This is a genomic window from Curtobacterium sp. MCSS17_007, from assembly GCF_003234175.2.
Lineage (GTDB): Bacteria > Actinomycetota > Actinomycetes > Actinomycetales > Microbacteriaceae > Curtobacterium.
This window is the reverse complement of sequence record NZ_CP126257.1, coordinates 1,001,909-1,020,873: the sequence shown is the minus strand read 5'-3', so window position 1 is coordinate 1,020,873 and position 18,965 is coordinate 1,001,909. Positions and strand designations below refer to the sequence as shown.

Below are 18,965 nucleotides of genomic sequence, written 5' to 3'. Positions count from 1 at the left end.
CAGCCATGATCTTGGACCGAGTACAACAAACCCGAACCCGCGCGCAGCGCACCCTCGCCGGCGCTGCGGGAGCCACCGCGGTCCTGCTGGCCCTGACCGCCTGCACCGGCGGCGGGACGGCCACGTCCGACAGCACGCCGGTCAGCGGCGGCACGCTCACCTACGCCTCCGGTGACGCCGAGCCGACCTGCCTCGACCCGCACGTCGGTGGCAACTACCCGCAGGCGCTGCTGTCGACGCAGTACATCGAGATGCTGACCGGGCTCGACCGGGAGGGGCAGCCGACGCCGGCGCTCGCGACGGGGTGGACGACGAGCGACGACGGGCAGACACTGACGCTCGACCTCCGCAAGGACGTGACGTTCTCCGACGGCACTCCGTTCGACGCGGACGCGGTCGTCGCGAACATCCAGCACGTGCAGGACCCGGCGACGGCATCGAGCACGGGCTACCTCGCACTGCAGTCGATCACGAAGGCCACCGCCACCGACGAGCACACCGTCACGCTCACCCTGAGCCGTCCGGACAGCGCGCTGCTCGAGTCCTTCTCGCAGCCCTGGGTCGGCATGGAGTCACCGAAGGCCCTGCAGCGCCCGCAGGCGACGAACTGCGCCTCCCCCGTCGGCACCGGCCCGTTCACCGTGACGAAGTGGCAGCGCGGCGATCGCATCACGCTGACGAAGAACGACGACCACACGCCGCTCTCCGGCTCGACGAAGCCTCGCCTCGACGGCATCACGTGGCGCTTCCTGCCCGACTCCACCTCGCGCTACGCGGCACTGCAGGCCGGTCAGGTCGACGTCATCGACAACGCCCAGCCCGACCAGTTGGAGAGCGCGTCCACGAAGGGCGCGATCCGCGACCTCGACGCCCCGCGGCCCGGCGCCTCGAACCGCCTCGAGCTGAACTCCGGGCACGGCGTCTTCCGCGACGAGGCCGTCCGCAAGGCGTTCATCGCCGGCGCCGAGATCGACCCGGGCCTGCAGAGCCTGTTCCTCGGCACCGCGAAGCGCTCGTACTCGGTGCTGTCCAGCGTCGAGCCCGACGGGTACTCCGACCCCGCGCTGTTCGAGTACTCCCCGAGCACGGCGAAGCGCCTGCTCGACCGGGCCGGCTGGAAGGTCGGCAGCGACGGGGTCCGCGAGAAGGACGGGCAGCGCCTCACCGTCACGTTCCCGGTCTCGACGAACCAGTCCGTGCCGGCCGAGCGCAGTCTGTTCCAGCAGGTCCAGGCCTCCGAGAAGGCCGTCGGGTTCGACGTCCGGCTCGAGGAGCTCGACCTGTCCAGCTGGTACGCCGCCCTGGCCGCGAACGAGTACGACGTCGTCAGCGCGCCGTACACGAAGGTCGGCCCGGACGTCCTCCGCATCCTGTACGACAGCGCGAGCATCGAGCCCGCACCGTCCGGCTACTTCGCGAACCTCGCCCAGCTCGACGACCCGACGGTGGACGACCTCCTCCGCCGTGCCGCCCGCACGAGCGACGCCGACGAACGCGGGACCCTGTACCGCCAGGCGCAGCAGCGGATCCTGGCGAGCGGGACGGTCCTGCCGCTGTACGACCAGCAGAACCACTTCCTGTACCGCTCGGCCGTCCACGGCATCGAGACCACCTCGGTCTCCACGCCCTGGTTCGGCACCGCGTGGATCGCACGCTGACGGGCGGGCTGGCCGGGAGGCGCCCCCTACGTCCGTCCCGCGAGCTCCGCGCCACCGGCTGGTCGGCATGGGTCCGGTGGGGCCTCCGCCGACTGGCCGGCGGCATCGGCGTGCTCTGGGCGGTCGCCACGATCGTCTTCGTCGCGATCCGGTTGATCCCCGGTGACCCGGCACTCGCGATCCTCGGCGGGCCGGGGTCGCAGGCCTCGGCCGAGGCGGTCGACGCCGTGCGGCGGGAGTACGGGCTCGACCGTCCGGTGCTGGTGCAGTACGCGGTGTTCCTCGGGCGCCTGGTGACCGGGCACCTCGGCGACTCGTACGCGTTCCGCACCCCGGTGTCGACGCTGCTCGCGCAGCAGCTGCCGGTGACGCTGACGCTCGCCGTCGCCGGGCTCGTCGTGGCGTGGGTCCTGGCGATCGGCGCCGCCTGGTGGTCGACGCAGCGCGGACGGATCGCCGCCGCGCTGACGGGCGCGATCACCGTGACGGCGAGCGTCGTCCCGCACTTCTGGCTCGGCAGCGTGCTCATCGTGGTCTTCGCCAGCGCGCTCGGGTGGGTACCGGCGGTGTCGGACGGCAGTCTGCGCGGGTGGGTCCTGCCCGTGCTCACCGTCGCCGTCCCGGTCGCCGGGTACCTGGCCGAGACGGTCCGCGACGGCGTCGTCGACGCCCAGCGCTCCGCGTTCGCCCTCGCCGCCCGCGGCCGCGGGGAGTCCCGCGTCGGACTCTTCGGCCGTCACCTGCTCCGGCACGCGGCGCTCCCCGGCATCGCACTGTCCGCCTGGGCCTTCGGCTCGCTGGTCTCCGGCGCCGTGGTCGTCGAGTCGGTCTTCGCGCTGCCCGGGATCGGGCGCGCCCTGGTCACCGCGGTCACCCAGCGGGACATGCCGCTCGTGGCCGGGATCGCCCTCGTGTCCGCCGCGGCCTACGTCGTCGTGCTGGCGGTCGCTGACCTGGTCGAGCGGGCGGTGGACCCGCGGACCCGCGACCCACACGCGCCCGTCCGGGCAGGGCGAGTGCGCGTGCGCACGCAGCACGGGGCGGGCACGCGGTGAGCGGGGTGCTGGACCCGGGCCTCCAGGCTGGTGCGTCCGAACGACGGACCCGACGGTCCGAGCGGTTCCGTGGGGGGACGCTCGGCCCGGCGGGCACGGTCGCGGCGGTCGTCGTCGCGGTGGCGGTCGTGGCCGCGGTGTGGCCGTCGCTGCTCGGCGGCGGCGACCCCCTCGCGGTGCACCCGACCGACGCGCTGACGCCACCCGGAGCGGCGCACCCGTTCGGCACCGACGAGTCCGGGCGTGACGTGCTCGCGCGCGTGGTCGCGGGGACGCGGGCCTCGCTCCTGGTCGGGGTCGCGGCGACGCTCGTCGGCGGCCTCACCGGGATCCTGCTCGGCACGCTCGCCGGCCTCGGCGGTCGTGTCGTGGACGCGGTCGTCGGTCGGGTCACCGAGGTGGCGTTCGCGCTGCCGCTCCTGCTCGTCGCGCTCGTCGTCATCGCAGTCACCGGGCCCGGACCGGTACCGGCGACCCTGGCGGTGGGGTTCGCGACGGCGCCCGGGTACGCGCGGATCGTCCGGGCCCTGGTGCGGAGCGCCCGGTCGTCGCAGGTGGTCGAGACCGCCGTGCTGCAGGGCCGCTCCCCCGGCCGGATCCTCTTCCGCCACGTCCTGCCCGCGGCGCTCTGGCCCGTCGTCGCCGTCGCCACGCTCGGGGTCGGACAGGCGGTCGTGTGGGCGTCGGCGCTCAGCTACCTCGGTGTCGGGACCCCGCCGCCCGCCCCGGAGTGGGGTGCGATGCTCGCGGACGGCCGCACCTACCTGCTGACGGCACCGTGGATGAGCACGTTCCCCGGCCTCGCGATCGTCGTGCTGGCGACCGCGGTGACGGTGCTCGGGCGCGCGCTGCGCCGGACGGGGGCCGCGCGGTGACGGGCGCGGAGCAGGAGCCCGGAGACGTTCCGGCGCTGGTCGGTGCCGCACTGCCCGTGGGGACGCGGGTGCTCGACGTCCGCGGACTCTCGGTGTCGATCGACGGCACGACGGTGGTGCACGACGTCGACCTCCACGTCGACGCCGGGGAGTGCGTCGCCCTGGTCGGGGCGTCCGGCTCCGGCAAGACGGTGACCGCACGGGCGGTGCTCGGGCTCTCCGCCGCGGGTGCCGCCGTCACCGCCGACCGCCTCGACCTCGTCGGCACCGATGCGCGTGGGCTCACCGAGCGGCGCTGGCGGCGGCTGCGCGGCAGGTCCGTCGGCTACGTCGGCCAGGAGGCCCTCGGTGCACTCGACCCCCTCCGACCGGTCGGCCGCGAGGTCGCCGACGCGCTGCGCCTGCACACCGACCTGCGGGCGGCGGAACGGGTGGACGCCGTGCGTGCAGCACTGACGGGCGTGGGACTCGACCCGGCGATGGCGACCGACGGCAGACGCTCCGGCACGCTCTCCGGCGGGATGCGGCAGCGTGCCCTGATCGCGGCGGCGACCGTGGCGTCCCCCGCGCTCGTGGTGGCGGACGAGCCGACGACCGCCCTCGACGCAGCCGTCGCCGTCACCGTGATGGGGCAGCTCCGGGCGGTGCAGGACCACGGTGCCGGGCTGCTCGTCATCACGCACGACCTCGGGCTCGTCGCCGGGTGGGCGGACCGGGTGCTCGTCGTCGACGACGGCACGGTGATCGAGCACGGACCGGTCGCCGCCGTCCTCGCCGCGCCGCAGCACCCGGTGACCGAGGCGCTGGTGCGGGCCGCTCGTGCGGGGGTGGACCGGGGCGCACGTCCCGCGCCCCTGACCGGTGCCGGGTCGTCCCCGGTCCTGGCGGGTGCCCGGCTGTCCCGCGCGTTCGACCGGGTCCCCGCCGTGCAGGACGTCTCGATCGCGGTCCGCCCGGGGCGGGTGACGGGCGTGATCGGTGCCTCCGGGTCGGGCAAGACGACGGTCGCGCGGATGCTGCTCGGGCTCGAGGCACCCGACGCCGGCGCCGTCACGCTCGACGGCGCCCCCTGGGTGCCGCTGCCCGAGCGCGACCGCCGCGGCCGTCGGCACCGGGTGGCCGCCGTCGTGCAGGACCCCGGGGCGACGTTCGACGAGCGGTGGAGCGTCGAACGGGTGCTCGCGGACGCGCTGACCGACGGGCGGCAGCGACGGGCGGTCGGTGCCATGTCGGAGCAGGTCGACGCGGCGCTCCGGCAGGTCGGACTCGACCCGGCGCTGCGGTCCCGTTCCCCCCGCACCCTGTCCGGCGGGCAGCGGCAGCGCCTGGCGATCGCGCGCGCACTGGCGACCTCGCCCGAGGTGGTCGTGCTCGACGAACCCGTGACGGCGCTCGACGCGACCGTGCAGGACGCGGTGCTCACGCTGCTCGAACGACTGCGCGACGAGACCGGCGTGGCGATGGTGTTCGTGTCGCACGACCTGCGTGCCGTCCGGCGGATGGCCGACGAGGTGCTCGTCGTCGACCAGGGGCGCGTTGTCGAGCAGGGCCCGGCGGACCGGGTGCTCGGCGCGCCGGATCACCCCGCGACCGCACGCCTGGTCGACGCCGCAGCGCGGCTCGCCCGGGGCGCCTGAGCCGCCGGCCTGCTGCACGCGGCGGCCCCGGCGCCGGACGTGACAGGAGGCACGGTGCGCGTCGCGACGGACGTGCACCGTGCCTCCCGGCCGGCAGCAGCGGCTACGAGCCCGCGGGCTCCTTGTCGGTGCCCGGCTTCGGGGTGTCACCCGAGATGATGGGGATCTCGCTCGTCGAGAAGTCCTTCGCCCAGTCGGACTGCGCGAGCTCCGAGGTCGGGTCGTTGTAGTCCTTGATGACGTCGGCGACCTCGTCCTCGTGCGCGACCGTCGGTCCGGAACCCATGAGCGGCGTCGAGGCGGTCTCCTTCGTGAAGTACACGGCCACCAGACCGATCACGGCCGCGAGCATGAGGTAGAAGGCCGGGATGTCCTCGGCCCACGACAGGCCGGCGTCCTTCGCACCCGCGATGAGCGCCTGCGTCGCGAGGGGCGTCGTGCCGCCGAACAGCGAGACGGACACGTTGAACGCGATCGCGAGCGCGCCGTAGCGGATGATCGTCGGGAACAGCGCGGGGAGCGTCGACGGCATGGTCGAGGTGAACGTGACGAGCACGAGGCCGAGGATCAGCAGGCCGAAGAAGACACCGGCGCCGGTGCCGGACTGGACGAGCTTGAGCGCCGGCCAGGACAGCACGATGAAGCCGATGCAGCCCGCGGCGAGCACGGGACGACGCCCGAACTTGTCGGACAGACGGCCGCCGAAGGTGATGACGACCATCATCAGGATCATCACGATGACGATCAGGATCAGGCCGAACGTGGCGTTCTGACCGAGGTTCGTCTCGAGGTAGGTCGGCATGTACGACAGCAGCATGTAGTCGGTCACGTTGAACACGAGGACCAGGCCGATGCAGATGAGGAGCGAGCGCCAGTTCTCGGCGAACAGCTTGAGGAACGGGGTCTTCTGCGACTCGCGCTCGGCGGCCTGCTCCTGCTGCTTCTGGAACGCGGGGGTCTCCTCGAGCTTCAGGCGGAGGTACAGACCGATGAGCCCGAGCGGGCCGGCGACGATGAACGGGATCCGCCAGCCCCAGCTGAGCAGGGCGTCCTCGGGCAGCGTGTACTGCAGGATCGTGACGATCGAGGCGCCGAGCACGTAGCCGGCCAGCGTCCCGAACTCGAGCCAGGACCCCATGAACCCGCGGCGCTTGTCGGGCGAGTACTCGGCGATGAAGGTCGCGGCACCGCCGTACTCGCCGCCGGTCGAGAAGCCCTGCACGAACCGGGCGACGAGGAGCAGCACGGGCGCCCAGAAGCCGATCGTCGCGTACGACGGGATGAGACCGATCATGAGCGTGCCGGCGGCCATCAGGATCATCGTCAGCGCGAGGACCTTCTGCCGACCGATCTTGTCGCCGATCGGGCCGAAGACGGCACCGCCGATCGGCCGCACGATGAACGCCGCGGCGAAGAACCCGAAGGTCGCGACGAGGTTCGACGTGGGGTCGCCCTCGGGCAGGAAGACCTTGGAGATCGTGACCGTCAGGTACGCGAAGATGCCGAAGTCGAACCACTCCATGGCGTTGCCGAGCGCGGCGGCGGCGACGGCACGCTTGAGCAGCGACTCCTCGACGACGGTGACGTCGTCCTCGGTCAGCTTGCGGCGTGCGCGCTTCGCGGCGGCCTTCGTGCGCAACGGCCGGTCGCCGTGCTGGTGGGCTTCGTTCGGTGCCAAGTTCGTTCCTCCGGTAGTGCTGTGTCTTGCCTTCGGGCATCCGGCGGAGAGCGACTGTGCAGTCCTCGCGAACACCGCGCTCGCCGGACAAACTCCGACAGCCTACCAGATGGAGCGCTCCGACGCGGTGGACCGCTACGATGTGGTCACCGCGGACTGTACTCGCGACACTCAGGCACCTCACCACGGACTCGGTGCCGCACACATCGATCGAAAGGCCCAGCCATGTCGAAGCCCATGCCCGAGAAGCCCACCGTCGACGGACTCGAGCAGGTCTGGGGCCCGGTCTGGGAGCAGGACGGCACCTACCGGTTCGACCGCGACAGCGCGACGAAGGACGCGGTGTACTCGATCGACACCCCGCCGCCGACCGCGTCGGGCTCGCTCCACATCGGCCACGTGTTCTCGTACACGCACACCGACCTCAAGGCCCGGTACGAGCGCATGCGCGGCAAGCACGTCTTCTACCCGATGGGCTGGGACGACAACGGCCTGCCGACCGAGCGCCGCGTGCAGAACTACTACGGCGTCCGCTGCGACCCGCAGCTCCCCTACGACCCGGCGTTCGTGCCGCCGTTCGAGGGCGGCGACGGCAAGTCGAGCAAGGCCGCCGACCAGGTCCCCGTCTCGCGCCGCAACTTCATCGAGCTCTGCGAGCGCCTGACGGTGCAGGACGAGCAGCAGTTCGAGCACCTCTTCCGCACCCTCGGCCTGTCGGTGGACTGGACGCAGTCGTACCGCACCATCGACGACACCTCGCGGGCGAGCGCGCAGCGCGCCTTCCTGCGGAACCTCGAGCGCGGGGAGGCCTACCAGGCCGACGCCCCGACCCTCTGGGACGTCACCTTCCGCACCGCGGTCGCCCAGGCCGAGCTCGAGGACAAGGAGATGCCCGGCGCGTACCACGGCCTGGCGTTCCACCGCACCGACGGTGGCGAGGACGTCGTCATCCAGACCACCCGCCCCGAACTCCTCCCGGCGTGCGTCGCCCTCGTCGCGCACCCGGACGACGAGCGGTTCCAGGACCTCTTCGGCACGACGGTCCGCTCCCCCCTGTTCGACGTCGAGGTCCCGGTGCTCGCGCACCACCTGGCGCAGCAGGACAAGGGCGCGGGCATCGCGATGGTCTGCACCTTCGGCGACACCACCGACGTGGTGTGGTGGCGCGAGCTGCAGCTGCCGAACCGCGCGATCATCGGCTTCGACGGCCGGGTGCGCTCGGAGCAGCCGGAGTGGATCGAGAGCGAGCAGGGCAGGGCGCTGTACGCCGAGATGGCGGGCAAGACCGTGTTCTCCGCGAAGAAGGTCGTGGTCGACGCCCTCACCGAGTCCGGCGAGCTGGTCGGCGACGTCAGGACGATCAACCACCCGGTGAAGTTCTTCGAGAAGGGCGACAAGCCGCTCGAGATCGTCTCGACCCGCCAGTGGTACATCGTCAACGGTGCGCGCGACGAGCAGCTCAAGGAGACCCTCCGGAAGCGTGGCGAGGAGATCGCCTTCCACCCGGACTTCATGCGCGTCCGCTACGACAACTGGGTCGGCGGCCTGTCCGGTGACTGGCTCATCTCGCGCCAGCGCTTCTTCGGCGTGCCGATCCCGGTCTGGTACCCGCTCGACGCCGACGGCAACCCGGTCTTCGACCAGCCGATCGTGCCGACCGAGGCCCAGCTGCCCGTCGACCCGGCCGCCGAGCCGGCGCCCGGGTACTCCGAGGACCAGCGCGGCGTCGCCGGCGGGTTCCAGGGCGAGCTCGACGTGATGGACACCTGGGCGACCTCGTCGCTCACGCCGCAGCTCGCCGGCAAGTGGGAGACCGACACCGAGCTGTACGACCTGGTGTACCCGTACGACGTCCGCCCGCAGGCGCAGGACATCATCCGCACCTGGCTCTTCACGACCGTCCTCCGCAGCCAGCTCGAAGCCGATGTCGCCCCGTGGAAGCACGCGAGCATCTCCGGCTTCATCGTCGACCCGGACCGCAAGAAGATGTCGAAGTCCAAGGGCAACGTCGTCACGCCGCTGGCGATCCTCGAGCAGCACGGCGCCGACGCGGTCCGCTACTGGGCGGCGTCGTCGAAGCTCGGCACCGACGCGGCGTTCGACCCGCAGAACCCGAAGCAGATCAAGGTCGGCCGCCGTCTGGCGATCAAGGTGCTCAACGCGGCGAAGTTCGTCTACGGCTTCGAGCTGCCGAGCGGCGCGACGAGCGTGACCGAGCCCCTCGACGTCGACGTGCTCGCCGAGCTCGGGTCCGTGATCGAGCAGGCCACCGCGGCCTTCGACGGCTTCGACCACGCCCGCGCGCTCGAGGTCACCGAGCGGTTCTTCTGGACCTTCTGCGACGACTACCTCGAGCTCGTCAAGGAGCGCGCCTACGGCACCGCGGCGGACGCGACGCACGAGACCCAGGCGAGCGCGGTCCTGGCGCTGCGTGCCGCGATCGACGCGCTGCTCCGCCTGCTGGCACCGTTCCTCCCGTTCGCGACCGAGGAGGTGTGGGCCTGGACGCACGACACCAGCGTGCACCGCGCGTCGTGGCCGACCGTCGCCGAGCTGCCCACGCAGGCCGAGCCGTCGGGCCTGCTGGCCGCGGTCGGGCAGGCGCTCATCGGCATCCGCGGCGCGAAGACCGCCGCCAAGGCATCGCAGAAGACCCCGGTCACGCGTGCCGTCGTCGCCGCACCGGCCGAGCAGCGGGCGCTCATCGAGCGCGCGGCGGTCGACCTGGCCGCCGTCGGCCGCATCGAGAACCTGTTGTTCACGGACGGCGAGGAGCTCGCGGTGACCGAGATCGAACTCGCCGAGCAGCAGGCGTAGCGTCGCCGTCGACGGGCCGGGCCGCGCGTGCGGTCCGGCCCGTCGTCGCAGGAGCGGACCGCAGCACGTACTGGAGGAACGGATGCAGTTGGGCACACGCTGGAACGTGGGTGGGCAGCCGCCCGAGCGACTCCCCGAGGCGGTGGTCGTCGCCGTGCGCGGGGTCGAGGAGGAGTTGGCCGCCGAGGCCGTGGACGCCTCGACCTGGCGGTGGACGCTCACGTTCCTCGAGGGCAAGCCCGTCGTCGAACTCGACGACGGCACGTCGATCCGCCTCGGACCGGAGGGGACCGCACAGGTCACGAACCCGGACGACGCGGCGGAAGAGGACTGACACCCGCCGGCACGGCAGGCCCGCGCGGACCGGTGCCCCGGTCCACGTCGTCGACGTGGTCCGGGGCACCGTGTGCACGGCGCGCCACCCAGGGTGCCCCATCGTCGGGGGATCAGGACCCGGCGTGTGCACCCCGGATGAGAACGATCGTTCTCGCCGGGCGCGTCCTACACTAGAGAACGTCCGTTCCCACGGCAAGGGGGAACGGCGGACACACAGGGAAGGGGACCGTCGTGGCCACACCGAGCAGCACCGTCGACCCGGAGACCCGGGCGCGGATCGTCGACGTCGCCGACGGACTCTTCTACGCGCGTGGCTTCCAGTCGGTGGGCATGGACGAGATCCGGACCGGGGCGGGCGTCTCGTTGAAGAAGCTCTACGCGGCCTTCCCCGGCAAGGACCAGCTCGTCGCCGCGGTGCTCGGCGGCCGTCACGAGTACTGGGAGCACGGCATCGAGCAGGCCGTCGCCGCGGCCGACACCCCGCGTGACCGGCTGCTCGCGATGTACGACTTCCTCGAGCAGTGGTTCGGCGACGACACCTTCCGCGGCTGCGGCTTCATCAACGCCTTCGGTGAGCTCGGGGCGACCTCCCCGGCCGTCGCCGAGATCGCACGCGAGCACAAGGACTCCTTCCAGCGGTACGTCGCCGGCCTCGCCGCGGCGGCGGTGCCGGACGTGGCCGCGGCCGAGGAGCTCGCCGCGCAGCTCGCGCTGCTCGCGGAGGGGGCACAGACCACGGCCGCGATCGCCGGGACGCCGGAGGCGGCACGGCACGCGCGCCGGGCCGCGGAGGTCCTCATCGACGCTGCCACGACCCGTCGGGCCTGACCGGCCCGGCGACCGGGCCGGACCGTAGGGTGGGGCCATGGACACCCCGTTCGACCAGCCGAGCACCCTCCCCTACGCCCTGCCGCCGTTCGACGACGTCCGGCTCGAGCACTTCCGCCCCGCGTTCGACGCCGGGACGGCCGAGCAGCGCGCCGAGGTCGAGGCGATCGCCACCGACCCGGACGCCCCGACGTTCGAGAACACGCTCGTCGCGCTCGAACGGACCGGGCAGCTACTGACCCGGGTCTCGCACGTCTTCTTCACGCTGTCGTCCGCCGACTCGACGCCCGAGCTGCACGACCTCGAAGCCGAGGTGTCGCCGCTCCTCGCCGCGCACCGCGACGCGATCACGCTCGACGCGCGCCTGTACGCGCGGGTCGGTGCGGTGCGGTCCTCGCTCAGCGAGCGCGCGGACCTGTCCGACGAGGACCGTCGGCTCGTCGAGCGGGTCCACACCGAGATGACCCTCGCCGGGGCCGGCCTCGACGACGACGGCAAGGAGCGCCTCACCGCGATCAACCAGGAGCTGTCGACGCTCACCACCACCTTCGAGCGCAACCTGCTCGAGGACACCAACGACCTCGCCGTGCACGTCACCGACGAGGACGAGCTCGACGGGCTGGACGACGGCGCCAAGTCCGCCGCCGCATCGGCCGCGGCCGACCGGGGGCTCGACGGCTGGCTCGTCACCCTGCCGCTCTACACCGGGCACCCGTGGCTCGGATCGCTGACCGACCGTGGCCTGCGCGAACGGATCATGCGCGCCTCACGATCGCGTGGACGTCGTGGGAACGCGCACGACAACCGCGAGGTGCTGCTGCGCATCGTGCGGCTGCGCGCCGAACGCGCCGAGCTCCTCGGCTTCCCGAACCACGCCGCCGTCGTCACCGCCGACGAGACCGCCGGGTCCCCCGAGGCCGTCGACGGGCTGCTCTCCTCACTCGTCCCGGCCGCCGCTGCCAATGCCGAGGACGAGCGCGCCGTGCGCTCGCGCACCGTCGGCTTCGACGTCGAGGCGTGGGACTGGGCGTACGCCACCGAGATCCTCCGCGGTGCGCAGTTCGCCGCCGACAGCTCGGCCCTGCGCCCGTACTTCGAGGCCGACCGGGTGCTGCGCGACGGGGTCTTCCACGCCGCGAACGCCCTGTACGGGCTGACGTTCACCGAGCGCCCGGACCTGCACGGCTACAACGACGAGGTCCGGGTCTTCGAGGTCCGCGGCGACTCCGGCGAGGAGGTCGGGCTCTACCTGCTCGACCTGTACACGCGGGACGGCAAGCGCGGCGGCGCCTGGATGAACCCGGTCGTCGAGCAGTCGCACCTGCTCGGCACGCTGCCGGTCGTGGTGAACAACCTCAACGTCGCCAAGCCGGCCGCCGGCTCCCCCACCCTGCTGGTCCAGGACGAGGTGGAGACGCTCTTCCACGAGTTCGGACACGCGCTGCACGGACTCATCGCTCGGACGACGTACCCGCGGTTCTCGGGCACGAACGTCGAGCGCGACTTCGTGGAGTTCCCGTCGCAGGTGAACGAGATGTGGGTGTCGTGGCCGTCGGTGCTCGCGAACTACGCGAGGCACCACGAGACCGGCGAGCCGCTGCCGCCGGAGCTCGTCCTCGGGCTGAGCGACTCCGCTGGCTTCAACGAGGGCTTCTCGACGACGGAGTACCTCGCCGCCGCGCTGCTCGACCAGGCGTGGCACCGGCTCTCCACCGCCGAGGCCGCTGCGGTGACCGACGTCGAGGCGTTCGAGCGCCAGGCCCTGGCCGATGCCGGCGTCGACGTCGAAGCGGTACCGCCGCGGTACTCGTCGACGTACTTCGCGCACACGTTCTCGGGAGGGTACGACGCCGGGTACTACGGCTACATCTGGTCCGAGGTGCTCGACGCCGACACCGTCGAGTGGTTCCGCGAGAACGGCGGCCTGTCGCGAGATGCCGGCCGTCGCTTCGCCACGATGCTGCTCGGGGTCGGTGGCGCGCAGGACCCGCTCGAGGCCTACCGCGCCTTCCGCGGGCGCGACGCCGAGGTCGGCCCGCTGCTGCGGCGCCGCGGGCTGGAGTAGGCAGCGTCCGCGCCGCAGCGTCCGCGCCGCAGCATCGAACCACGTTCCCGACATCGAACCAGGCGCGGACCCTGGTTCGATGTCGGATCCGTGGTTCGATCCCGTGCCCGACCCTCCACGACGCCGGTGCGCAGCGCGGGCAACGGGAACACGGCGACGGCCCGGTCCACTGGGACCGGGCCGTCAGCCTGCGCGCGTCGGACGCTACGCGGACTTCTCCGCGCGAGTCGCTCGCGGACGCGGCACGATCGTCGGCGCTGCGTTCTCGAGCACGGACTCGCGGGTGATCACCACACGGGCGACGTCGTCCTCCGACGGGACGTCGAACATGACCGGGCCGAGCACCTCTTCGAGGATCGCCCGGAGGCCACGGGCACCGGTCTGCCGCAGCACGGCGAGGTCGGCGATGGCCTCGAGCGCACCACGGTCGAACTCGAGCTCGACCCCGTCGATCGCGAACATCCGCTGGTACTGCTTCACGAGCGCGTTCTTCGGCTCGGTCAGGATCTGCATGAGCGCGGCCTGGTCGAGCTGCGACACCGTCGTCACGACCGGCAGACGGCCGATGAACTCCGGGATGAGGCCGAACTTGTGCAGGTCCTCGGGCAGGACGTCGGCGAACAGGTCCTGCTGATCGAGCGGGCTGTGCAGCGGAGCGCCGAAGCCGATGCCCCGCTTGCCGACCCGCGACGACACGATGTCCTCGAGCCCTGCGAACGCACCGGCCACGATGAACAGCACGTTCGTCGTGTCGATCTGGATGAACTCCTGGTGCGGGTGCTTCCGACCGCCCTGCGGCGGCACTGAGGCCGTGGTTCCCTCGAGGATCTTGAGCAGGGCCTGCTGCACACCCTCGCCCGAGACGTCGCGCGTGATCGACGGGTTCTCCGCCTTGCGGGCGATCTTGTCGACCTCGTCGATGTAGATGATGCCGGTCTCGGCGCGCTTGACGTCGTAGTCGGCGGCCTGGATGAGCTTGAGCAGGATGTTCTCGACGTCCTCGCCCACGTAGCCGGCCTCGGTCAGCGCGGTGGCGTCGGCGACGGCGAACGGCACGTTGAGCCGCTTCGCCAAGGTCTGCGCCAGGTAGGTCTTACCGCAGCCCGTCGGGCCGATGAGCAGGATGTTCGACTTCGCGATCTCGACGTCGTCGCGGTCCTCGGCAGCGGTGATCTGCCCCTGCGCACGGATGCGCTTGTAGTGGTTGTAGACGGCCACGGCCAGGGCGCGCTTCGCCGGGTCCTGCCCGATCACGTACTCCTGCAGGAAGTCGAAGATCTCGCGGGGCTTCGGCAGCTCGAAGTCGCCGCTCGTGGTGTCCTCGCCCGCTTCGGCGAGGCGCTCCTCGATGATCTCGTTGCACAGCTCGACGCACTCGTCGCAGATGTACACCCCCGGTCCGGCGATGAGCTGCTGGACCTGCTTCTGGCTCTTGCCGCAGAAGGAGCACTTCAGCAGGTCAGCGCTCTCCCCGATGCGTGCCATGTCGGTGCCCTCCTTGGATGACCGGTGCGGTTGACCGATGCAGGCTGGTGACCCGCCCGATGTGATCGACTCTAACCGCATCCGGTGACAGCCACCGCGACGCCGTCCGGCCTGTCCCCGCCCGTTCGCCCAGGGCGTGCACACCTGGTACCGTTACCCCTAGCCTCTACAAGTTGTAGAGAACCGGAAGGACCCCATGACGAAGCGCCTCGCCCTCCTCGGCACCGGAACCCTCGGCGTCACCGCCGCGATCGTCCTCGGCACCGCGGCGGCCGCCAGCGCACACGTCGAGGCCGACGTGACCTCGACCGCCGCGAACTCGTACACGACGGCGACCTTCTCGGTGCCGCACGGCTGCGACGGCTCCCCCACCACGAAGCTCGTCTTCCAGGTGCCCGAGTCCGTCGTCGAGGTCACCCCGACGGTCAACCCGAACTGGACGATCACGAAGGCCACCGAGCCCTACACCGCTCCGTCGAGCAGCACCGCGAGCGACGAGGAGTCCGAGGCCGGCGCCGAGCGCGTCACGAGCATCACGTACACGGCGAAGACCCCGCTCCCCGCGGACGAGCGCGACACCTTCTCGCTCTCGTTCTCGCTGCCGGACGGCAAGCCCGGTGACCGGGTCTCCTTCCCGGTGGTGCAGACCTGCGAGCAGGGATCGACCGACTGGGACCAGGTCCAGGAGAGCGGCGAGTCGGAGCCGGAGCACCCCGCCCCCTCGATCGTCCTGACCGCCAGCTCGTCGAGCGGTGACGACGACGACGCCACCACCGCGACCGCGAGCGACACCAGCAGCACGACGTCCGCGCAGCCCGACCTGGTCGGTCGCTTCCTCGGCCTCGGCGGCCTGGTGGTCGGAGCGGTCGGCCTGGTCGTCGCCGTCGCAGCCACCCGCCGTCGGGACGCCGCGAAGTGACCCGTCGCGCGTGTCCGACGGGCGGCCGCCGGTCCGGCACGTCCCGACGCCCGGTCTGGAGGCGCGTGGCCGCGACCGCCGCGACCCTCGCCGTCGCGGGCGGTGCGGTCCTCGGGCTCGCCGCCCCCGCCAGCGCGCACAACTACCTGGTGTCGTCGACCCCCGCGGTCGGTGGCACGCTCACGGAGCTCCCCGACCGCTTCGACATCACCACGAACGACCGCCTGCTGGCGATCGGCGGGTCCGACTCGGGCTTCGCCTTCCGGGTCATCGGCCCCGACGGGCGCTACCACGAGGACGGCTGCGTCTCCGTGGACGGCCCGTCGATGACCACGAAGGCCGCCCTCGGCGACTCCGGGAAGTACGAGGTCGAGTGGCAGATCGTCTCCGCCGACGGACACACCGTGTCCGACTCGTACGACTTCACGTGGAAGGCTCCGGCGGGCTTCTCCCCCGACCGCGGCACCGCGACACCGGCGACCTGCGCCGACGGTGGCGGGACCGGGTCGACCAGCGCACCCGACGCCGCAGCGGGTGACACCGACGGCGACTCGAGCGCCACGGACGCCCTGTTCATCGGCGCCGGCGGCATCGTCCTCGCCGGCGTCGTCGTGGCCGTCCTGCTGCTGCTCCGTCGCCGCCCCGCTGCCCCGGCAACCGACGACCACGACGAGGACTGACCGCCCCCGCCGGGAACCAGGTCCCGCGAGCCCCGCGCGCGCACTACGAAGGCCCCGCACCGATCGGTGCGGGGCCTTCGTCGTGCGGGGCACTACTTGACGAGCGCCGGCAGGTTCTTGCGGCTCGTGAGGACCTGGTCGATCAGGCCGTACTCGAGCGCCTCTTCGGCGGACATGATCTTGTCGCGCTCGATGTCGTTGTTGACCTGCTCCGGGGTGCGGTTCGAGTGCTTCGACAGCGTCTCCTCGAGCCAGGTGCGCATGCGGAGGATCTCCGCCGCCTGGATCTCGATGTCCGACGCCTGACCGCCACCCTGCTGGGTCGCGGGCTGGTGGATGAGCACGCGGGCGTTCGGGAGCGCCAGACGCTTGCCGGGGGTACCGGCAGCGAGGAGCACCGACGCGGCCGAGGCGGCCTGGCCGAGGCAGACCGTCTGGATCTGCGGGCGGATGTACTGCATCGTGTCGTAGATCGCCGTCATCGCGGTGAACGAGCCACCGGGCGAGTTGATGTACATCACGATGTCGCGGTCCGGGTCCATCGACTCGAGCACGAGCAGCTGGGCCATGACGTCGTCGGCGGACGCGTCGTCGACCTGGACACCGAGGAACACGATGCGGTCCTCGAAGAGCTTCGCGTACGGGTCCTGGCGCTTGAAGCCGTAGGCCGTGCGCTCCTCGAAGCTGGGGAGGATGTAGCGATCGGACGGAGCCGGGACGTTCTGCGCGCCACCGAGCATGGGGAGGTGCATTCTCGTTTCCTTCTCTTCGGTGGTGGTCAGTTGGACTCGGGCTCGGCGGCCGGGGTCGGCGTCTCGCCGTCGCCCACGGTGCCGCCGCCGCCGACGACCTCGTTCGAGGACGCGCGGAGGTGGTCGACGAAGCCGTACTCCAGGGCTTCCTGCGCCGTGAACCAGTTGTCGCGGTCGTTGTCCTTGAGGATCTGCTCGATCGACTTGCCGGTCTGCTCGGCCGTGAGCTCCGCCATCCGCTGCTTCATGTCGAGGATGACCTTGGCCTGCGTCTGGATGTCGGCAGCGGTGCCGCCGAAGCCACCGGACGGCTGGTGCAGGAGCACGCGGGCGTTCGGGGTGATGTAGCGCTTGCCCGGGGTGCCCGACGAGAGCAGGAACTGCCCCATCGAGGCGGCGAGGCCGATGCCCACGGTGACGATGTCGTTCGGCACGAACTGCATCGTGTCGTAGATCGCCATGCCCGCGGTGATCGAGCCACCGGGCGAGTTGATGTAGAGGTAGATGTCCTTCTCAGGGTCCTCGGCGGCGAGCATCAGCAGCTTCGCTGCGATCTCGTTCGAGTTCTCGTCGCGGACCTCAGAGCCGAGCCACACGATCCGGTCTCTCAGAAGGCGGTCAAAAACACTGGGGTTCAGTGTCGCTTCGGCCATGGAAAAGCTCCCGTTCAGTTGTCGCTTGCTGTCGAACTTATCGGGTGCAACGCGGCTCTTCGCGCCTGTTCGCTGTGGGCGGTGCGCGGGCGCGGAAAGTGCGCCGACGACGAACGGGAGGCACGGTGCCAGCTGGCACCGTGCCTCCCGTCCGTCAGCGCGTCGCGTTACTTCGCGTCGGCCTCGGTGACCTCGTCGGCGTCGGCCGACTCGTCGTCAGCCGACTCCTGCGCCACACCGGCGGTGAAGGCGGAGAGGTCGACGACGTCGCCGTTGGTGTCCTTGACGGTCACCTTCGACAGGACGGTCGCGACCGCCTTCGAGCGGGCGACCTCGCCGACCATGCCGGGGATCTGGCCGTTCTGGTCGATGACCTTGATGAACTCGGCCGGCTCCATGCCGTACTGCGCCGCAGCCTGGATGAGGTACTGCGTGAGTTCCTCCTGGGAGACCTGGATCTCCTCCTTCTCGGCGATGGCGTCGAGGAGCAGCTGCGAGCGGAAGGCCTTCTCGCTGGACTCGGAGACCTCCTTGCGGTGCTCGTCGTCCTCGAGGCGGTTCTCCTGCTCGAGGTGACGGTGCACCTCGTCCTCGATGAGCTGCTCCGAGATCGGGATGTCCACGTCCTCGATGAGCTTCTCGACGAGCTTGTCGCGCGCCGCGGCGCCCTGACCGAAGGTCTTGGACTTCGCGATCTGCTCCTTGAGGTCCGCCTTGAGCTCGTCGATGGTGTCGAACTGGCTGGCGATCTGCGCGAACTCGTCGTCGGCCTCGGGGAGCTCGCGCTCCTTGACGGCGGTGACGGTCACGGCGATCTGCGCGGTCTCGCCCTCGCGGTCGCCACCGACGAGCGTGGACTCGAACGTGGTCGACTCACCCGCGGTGAGCGACTCGAGCGCCTCGTCGATGCCCTCGAGCAGGTCGCCCGAGCCGATCTCGTAGGAGACGCCGGTGGCCGAGTCGACCTCGTCGTCACCGATGGTGGCGGTCAGGTCGATCTGGGCGAAGTCGCCGGTCTTGGCCGGACGGTCGACCGTCACGAGCGTGCCGAAGCGGGTGCGCAGGTTCTGCAGCTCCTCCTCGACCTCGTCGTCGGAGACCTCGACGGCGTCGACCGTGAGCTCGTACTGGTCGTACGCGGGCAGGTCGAACTCGGGACGGACGTCGACCTCGAAGGTGAGGACGAGGTCACCCGAGAAGTCCTTGACGTTCGGGAGCTCGGCGACGTCGGCCTCGGCGCGACCGAGGATGCGCAGCTCCTGCTCCTCCACCGCCTGGCGGTAGAAGGTGTCGATGGCGTCACCGACGGCGTGGTTCAGGACCTCGCCGCGGCCGACGCGCTGGTCGACGATCGCCGGCGGGACCTTGCCCTTGCGGAAGCCGGGGATGTTGATCTGCTCGGCGATGTGCTTGTAGGCGTGGTCGATGCTCGGCTTGAGATCTTCCGGCGTCACGTTCACGGTGAGCTTGACGCGGGTGTCGCTCACCTTGTCGACGGTGCTGGTGGCCAAGGGATGTACTCCTGTT

Annotated in this window: 15 protein-coding genes; 10 read left to right on the top strand and 5 right to left on the bottom strand. The window is 71.3% G+C overall.

Going from position 1 to position 18,965, the window contains the following annotated elements; genetic code table 11:
- Positions 1-5 precede the first annotated feature (5 nt).
- Genes DEJ22_RS04800 through DEJ22_RS04785 form a run of 4 tightly spaced genes read left to right on the top strand, consistent with a single transcriptional unit; the run spans position 6 to position 5,225 of the window.
- Positions 6-1,658, top strand: a complete 1,653-nt coding sequence (locus DEJ22_RS04800) for an ABC transporter substrate-binding protein (protein ID WP_111227555.1) — start codon at positions 6-8, stop codon at positions 1,656-1,658.
- The gene (locus tag DEJ22_RS04795) at positions 1,643-2,713 is read left to right on the top strand and encodes an ABC transporter permease (RefSeq protein WP_258379651.1); all 1,071 of its coding nucleotides are present in this window, start codon (positions 1,643-1,645) and stop codon (positions 2,711-2,713) included. Before DEJ22_RS04800 ends, DEJ22_RS04795 begins: the two co-directional genes overlap by 16 nt.
- On the top strand, positions 2,710-3,588 hold the full coding sequence (locus tag DEJ22_RS04790) for an ABC transporter permease (protein ID WP_111227556.1): 879 nt from the start codon (positions 2,710-2,712) through the stop codon (positions 3,586-3,588). Before DEJ22_RS04795 ends, DEJ22_RS04790 begins: the two co-directional genes overlap by 4 nt.
- Entirely contained in the window at positions 3,585-5,225 is a 1,641-nt protein-coding gene (locus DEJ22_RS04785; RefSeq protein WP_258379652.1) for an ATP-binding cassette domain-containing protein, read from the top strand. The genes DEJ22_RS04790 and DEJ22_RS04785 overlap by 4 nt, the downstream gene beginning before the upstream one ends.
- Before the next feature lie 103 nt (positions 5,226-5,328).
- Here DEJ22_RS04785 and proP read toward each other — a convergent pair whose 3' ends face one another.
- The gene (proP, locus tag DEJ22_RS04780; protein ID WP_258379653.1) at positions 5,329-6,903 is read right to left on the bottom strand and encodes a glycine betaine/L-proline transporter ProP; all 1,575 of its coding nucleotides are present in this window, start codon (positions 6,901-6,903) and stop codon (positions 5,329-5,331) included.
- 225 nt (positions 6,904-7,128) lie between these two features.
- Between proP and valS the strand changes: the two genes are divergently transcribed.
- The 4 genes from valS to DEJ22_RS04760 all read left to right on the top strand — a co-directional run bounded on the left by valS (position 7,129) and on the right by DEJ22_RS04760 (position 12,949).
- Entirely contained in the window at positions 7,129-9,720 is a 2,592-nt protein-coding gene (gene valS, locus DEJ22_RS04775) for a valine--tRNA ligase (protein ID WP_111227557.1), read from the top strand.
- An 82-nt stretch (positions 9,721-9,802) separates the two neighbouring features.
- The gene (locus tag DEJ22_RS04770; protein ID WP_111227558.1) at positions 9,803-10,054 is read left to right on the top strand and encodes a hypothetical protein; all 252 of its coding nucleotides are present in this window, start codon (positions 9,803-9,805) and stop codon (positions 10,052-10,054) included.
- 233 nt (positions 10,055-10,287) lie between these two features.
- Positions 10,288-10,884, top strand: a complete 597-nt coding sequence (locus tag DEJ22_RS04765; RefSeq protein WP_111227559.1) for a TetR/AcrR family transcriptional regulator — start codon at positions 10,288-10,290, stop codon at positions 10,882-10,884.
- A gap of 37 nt (positions 10,885-10,921) precedes the next feature.
- Positions 10,922-12,949, top strand: a complete 2,028-nt coding sequence (locus DEJ22_RS04760) for a M3 family metallopeptidase (RefSeq protein WP_111227560.1) — start codon at positions 10,922-10,924, stop codon at positions 12,947-12,949.
- Between the two features lie 204 nt (positions 12,950-13,153).
- On the opposite strand, the gene clpX is transcribed toward DEJ22_RS04760, so the two are convergent.
- A complete protein-coding gene (clpX, locus tag DEJ22_RS04755) occupies positions 13,154-14,434 on the bottom strand; it encodes an ATP-dependent Clp protease ATP-binding subunit ClpX (protein WP_111227561.1) in 1,281 nt (426 codons plus the stop codon).
- A 196-nt stretch (positions 14,435-14,630) separates the two neighbouring features.
- Between clpX and DEJ22_RS04750 the strand changes: the two genes are divergently transcribed.
- Positions 14,631-15,353, top strand: coding sequence for a YcnI family copper-binding membrane protein (locus DEJ22_RS04750; RefSeq protein WP_111227562.1), 723 nt, complete (start codon positions 14,631-14,633; stop codon positions 15,351-15,353).
- A gap of 65 nt (positions 15,354-15,418) precedes the next feature.
- Positions 15,419-16,033, top strand: coding sequence for a copper resistance CopC family protein (locus DEJ22_RS04745; RefSeq protein ID WP_258379654.1), 615 nt, complete (start codon positions 15,419-15,421; stop codon positions 16,031-16,033).
- Positions 16,034-16,125: 92 nt separating this feature from the next.
- Here the strand turns inward: DEJ22_RS04745 and DEJ22_RS04740 are convergent, their stop codons facing one another.
- From DEJ22_RS04740 to tig, 3 genes are all read right to left on the bottom strand, one after another.
- Complete coding sequence (locus DEJ22_RS04740) at positions 16,126-16,785, bottom strand: ATP-dependent Clp protease proteolytic subunit (protein ID WP_058728413.1); 660 nt, start codon at positions 16,783-16,785, stop codon at positions 16,126-16,128.
- A gap of 26 nt (positions 16,786-16,811) precedes the next feature.
- Positions 16,812-17,438, bottom strand: coding sequence for an ATP-dependent Clp protease proteolytic subunit (locus DEJ22_RS04735; RefSeq protein WP_111227564.1), 627 nt, complete (start codon positions 17,436-17,438; stop codon positions 16,812-16,814).
- A gap of 167 nt (positions 17,439-17,605) precedes the next feature.
- Positions 17,606-18,949, bottom strand: a complete 1,344-nt coding sequence (gene tig, locus DEJ22_RS04730) for a trigger factor (RefSeq protein WP_111227565.1) — start codon at positions 18,947-18,949, stop codon at positions 17,606-17,608.
- Positions 18,950-18,965 lie beyond the last annotated feature (16 nt).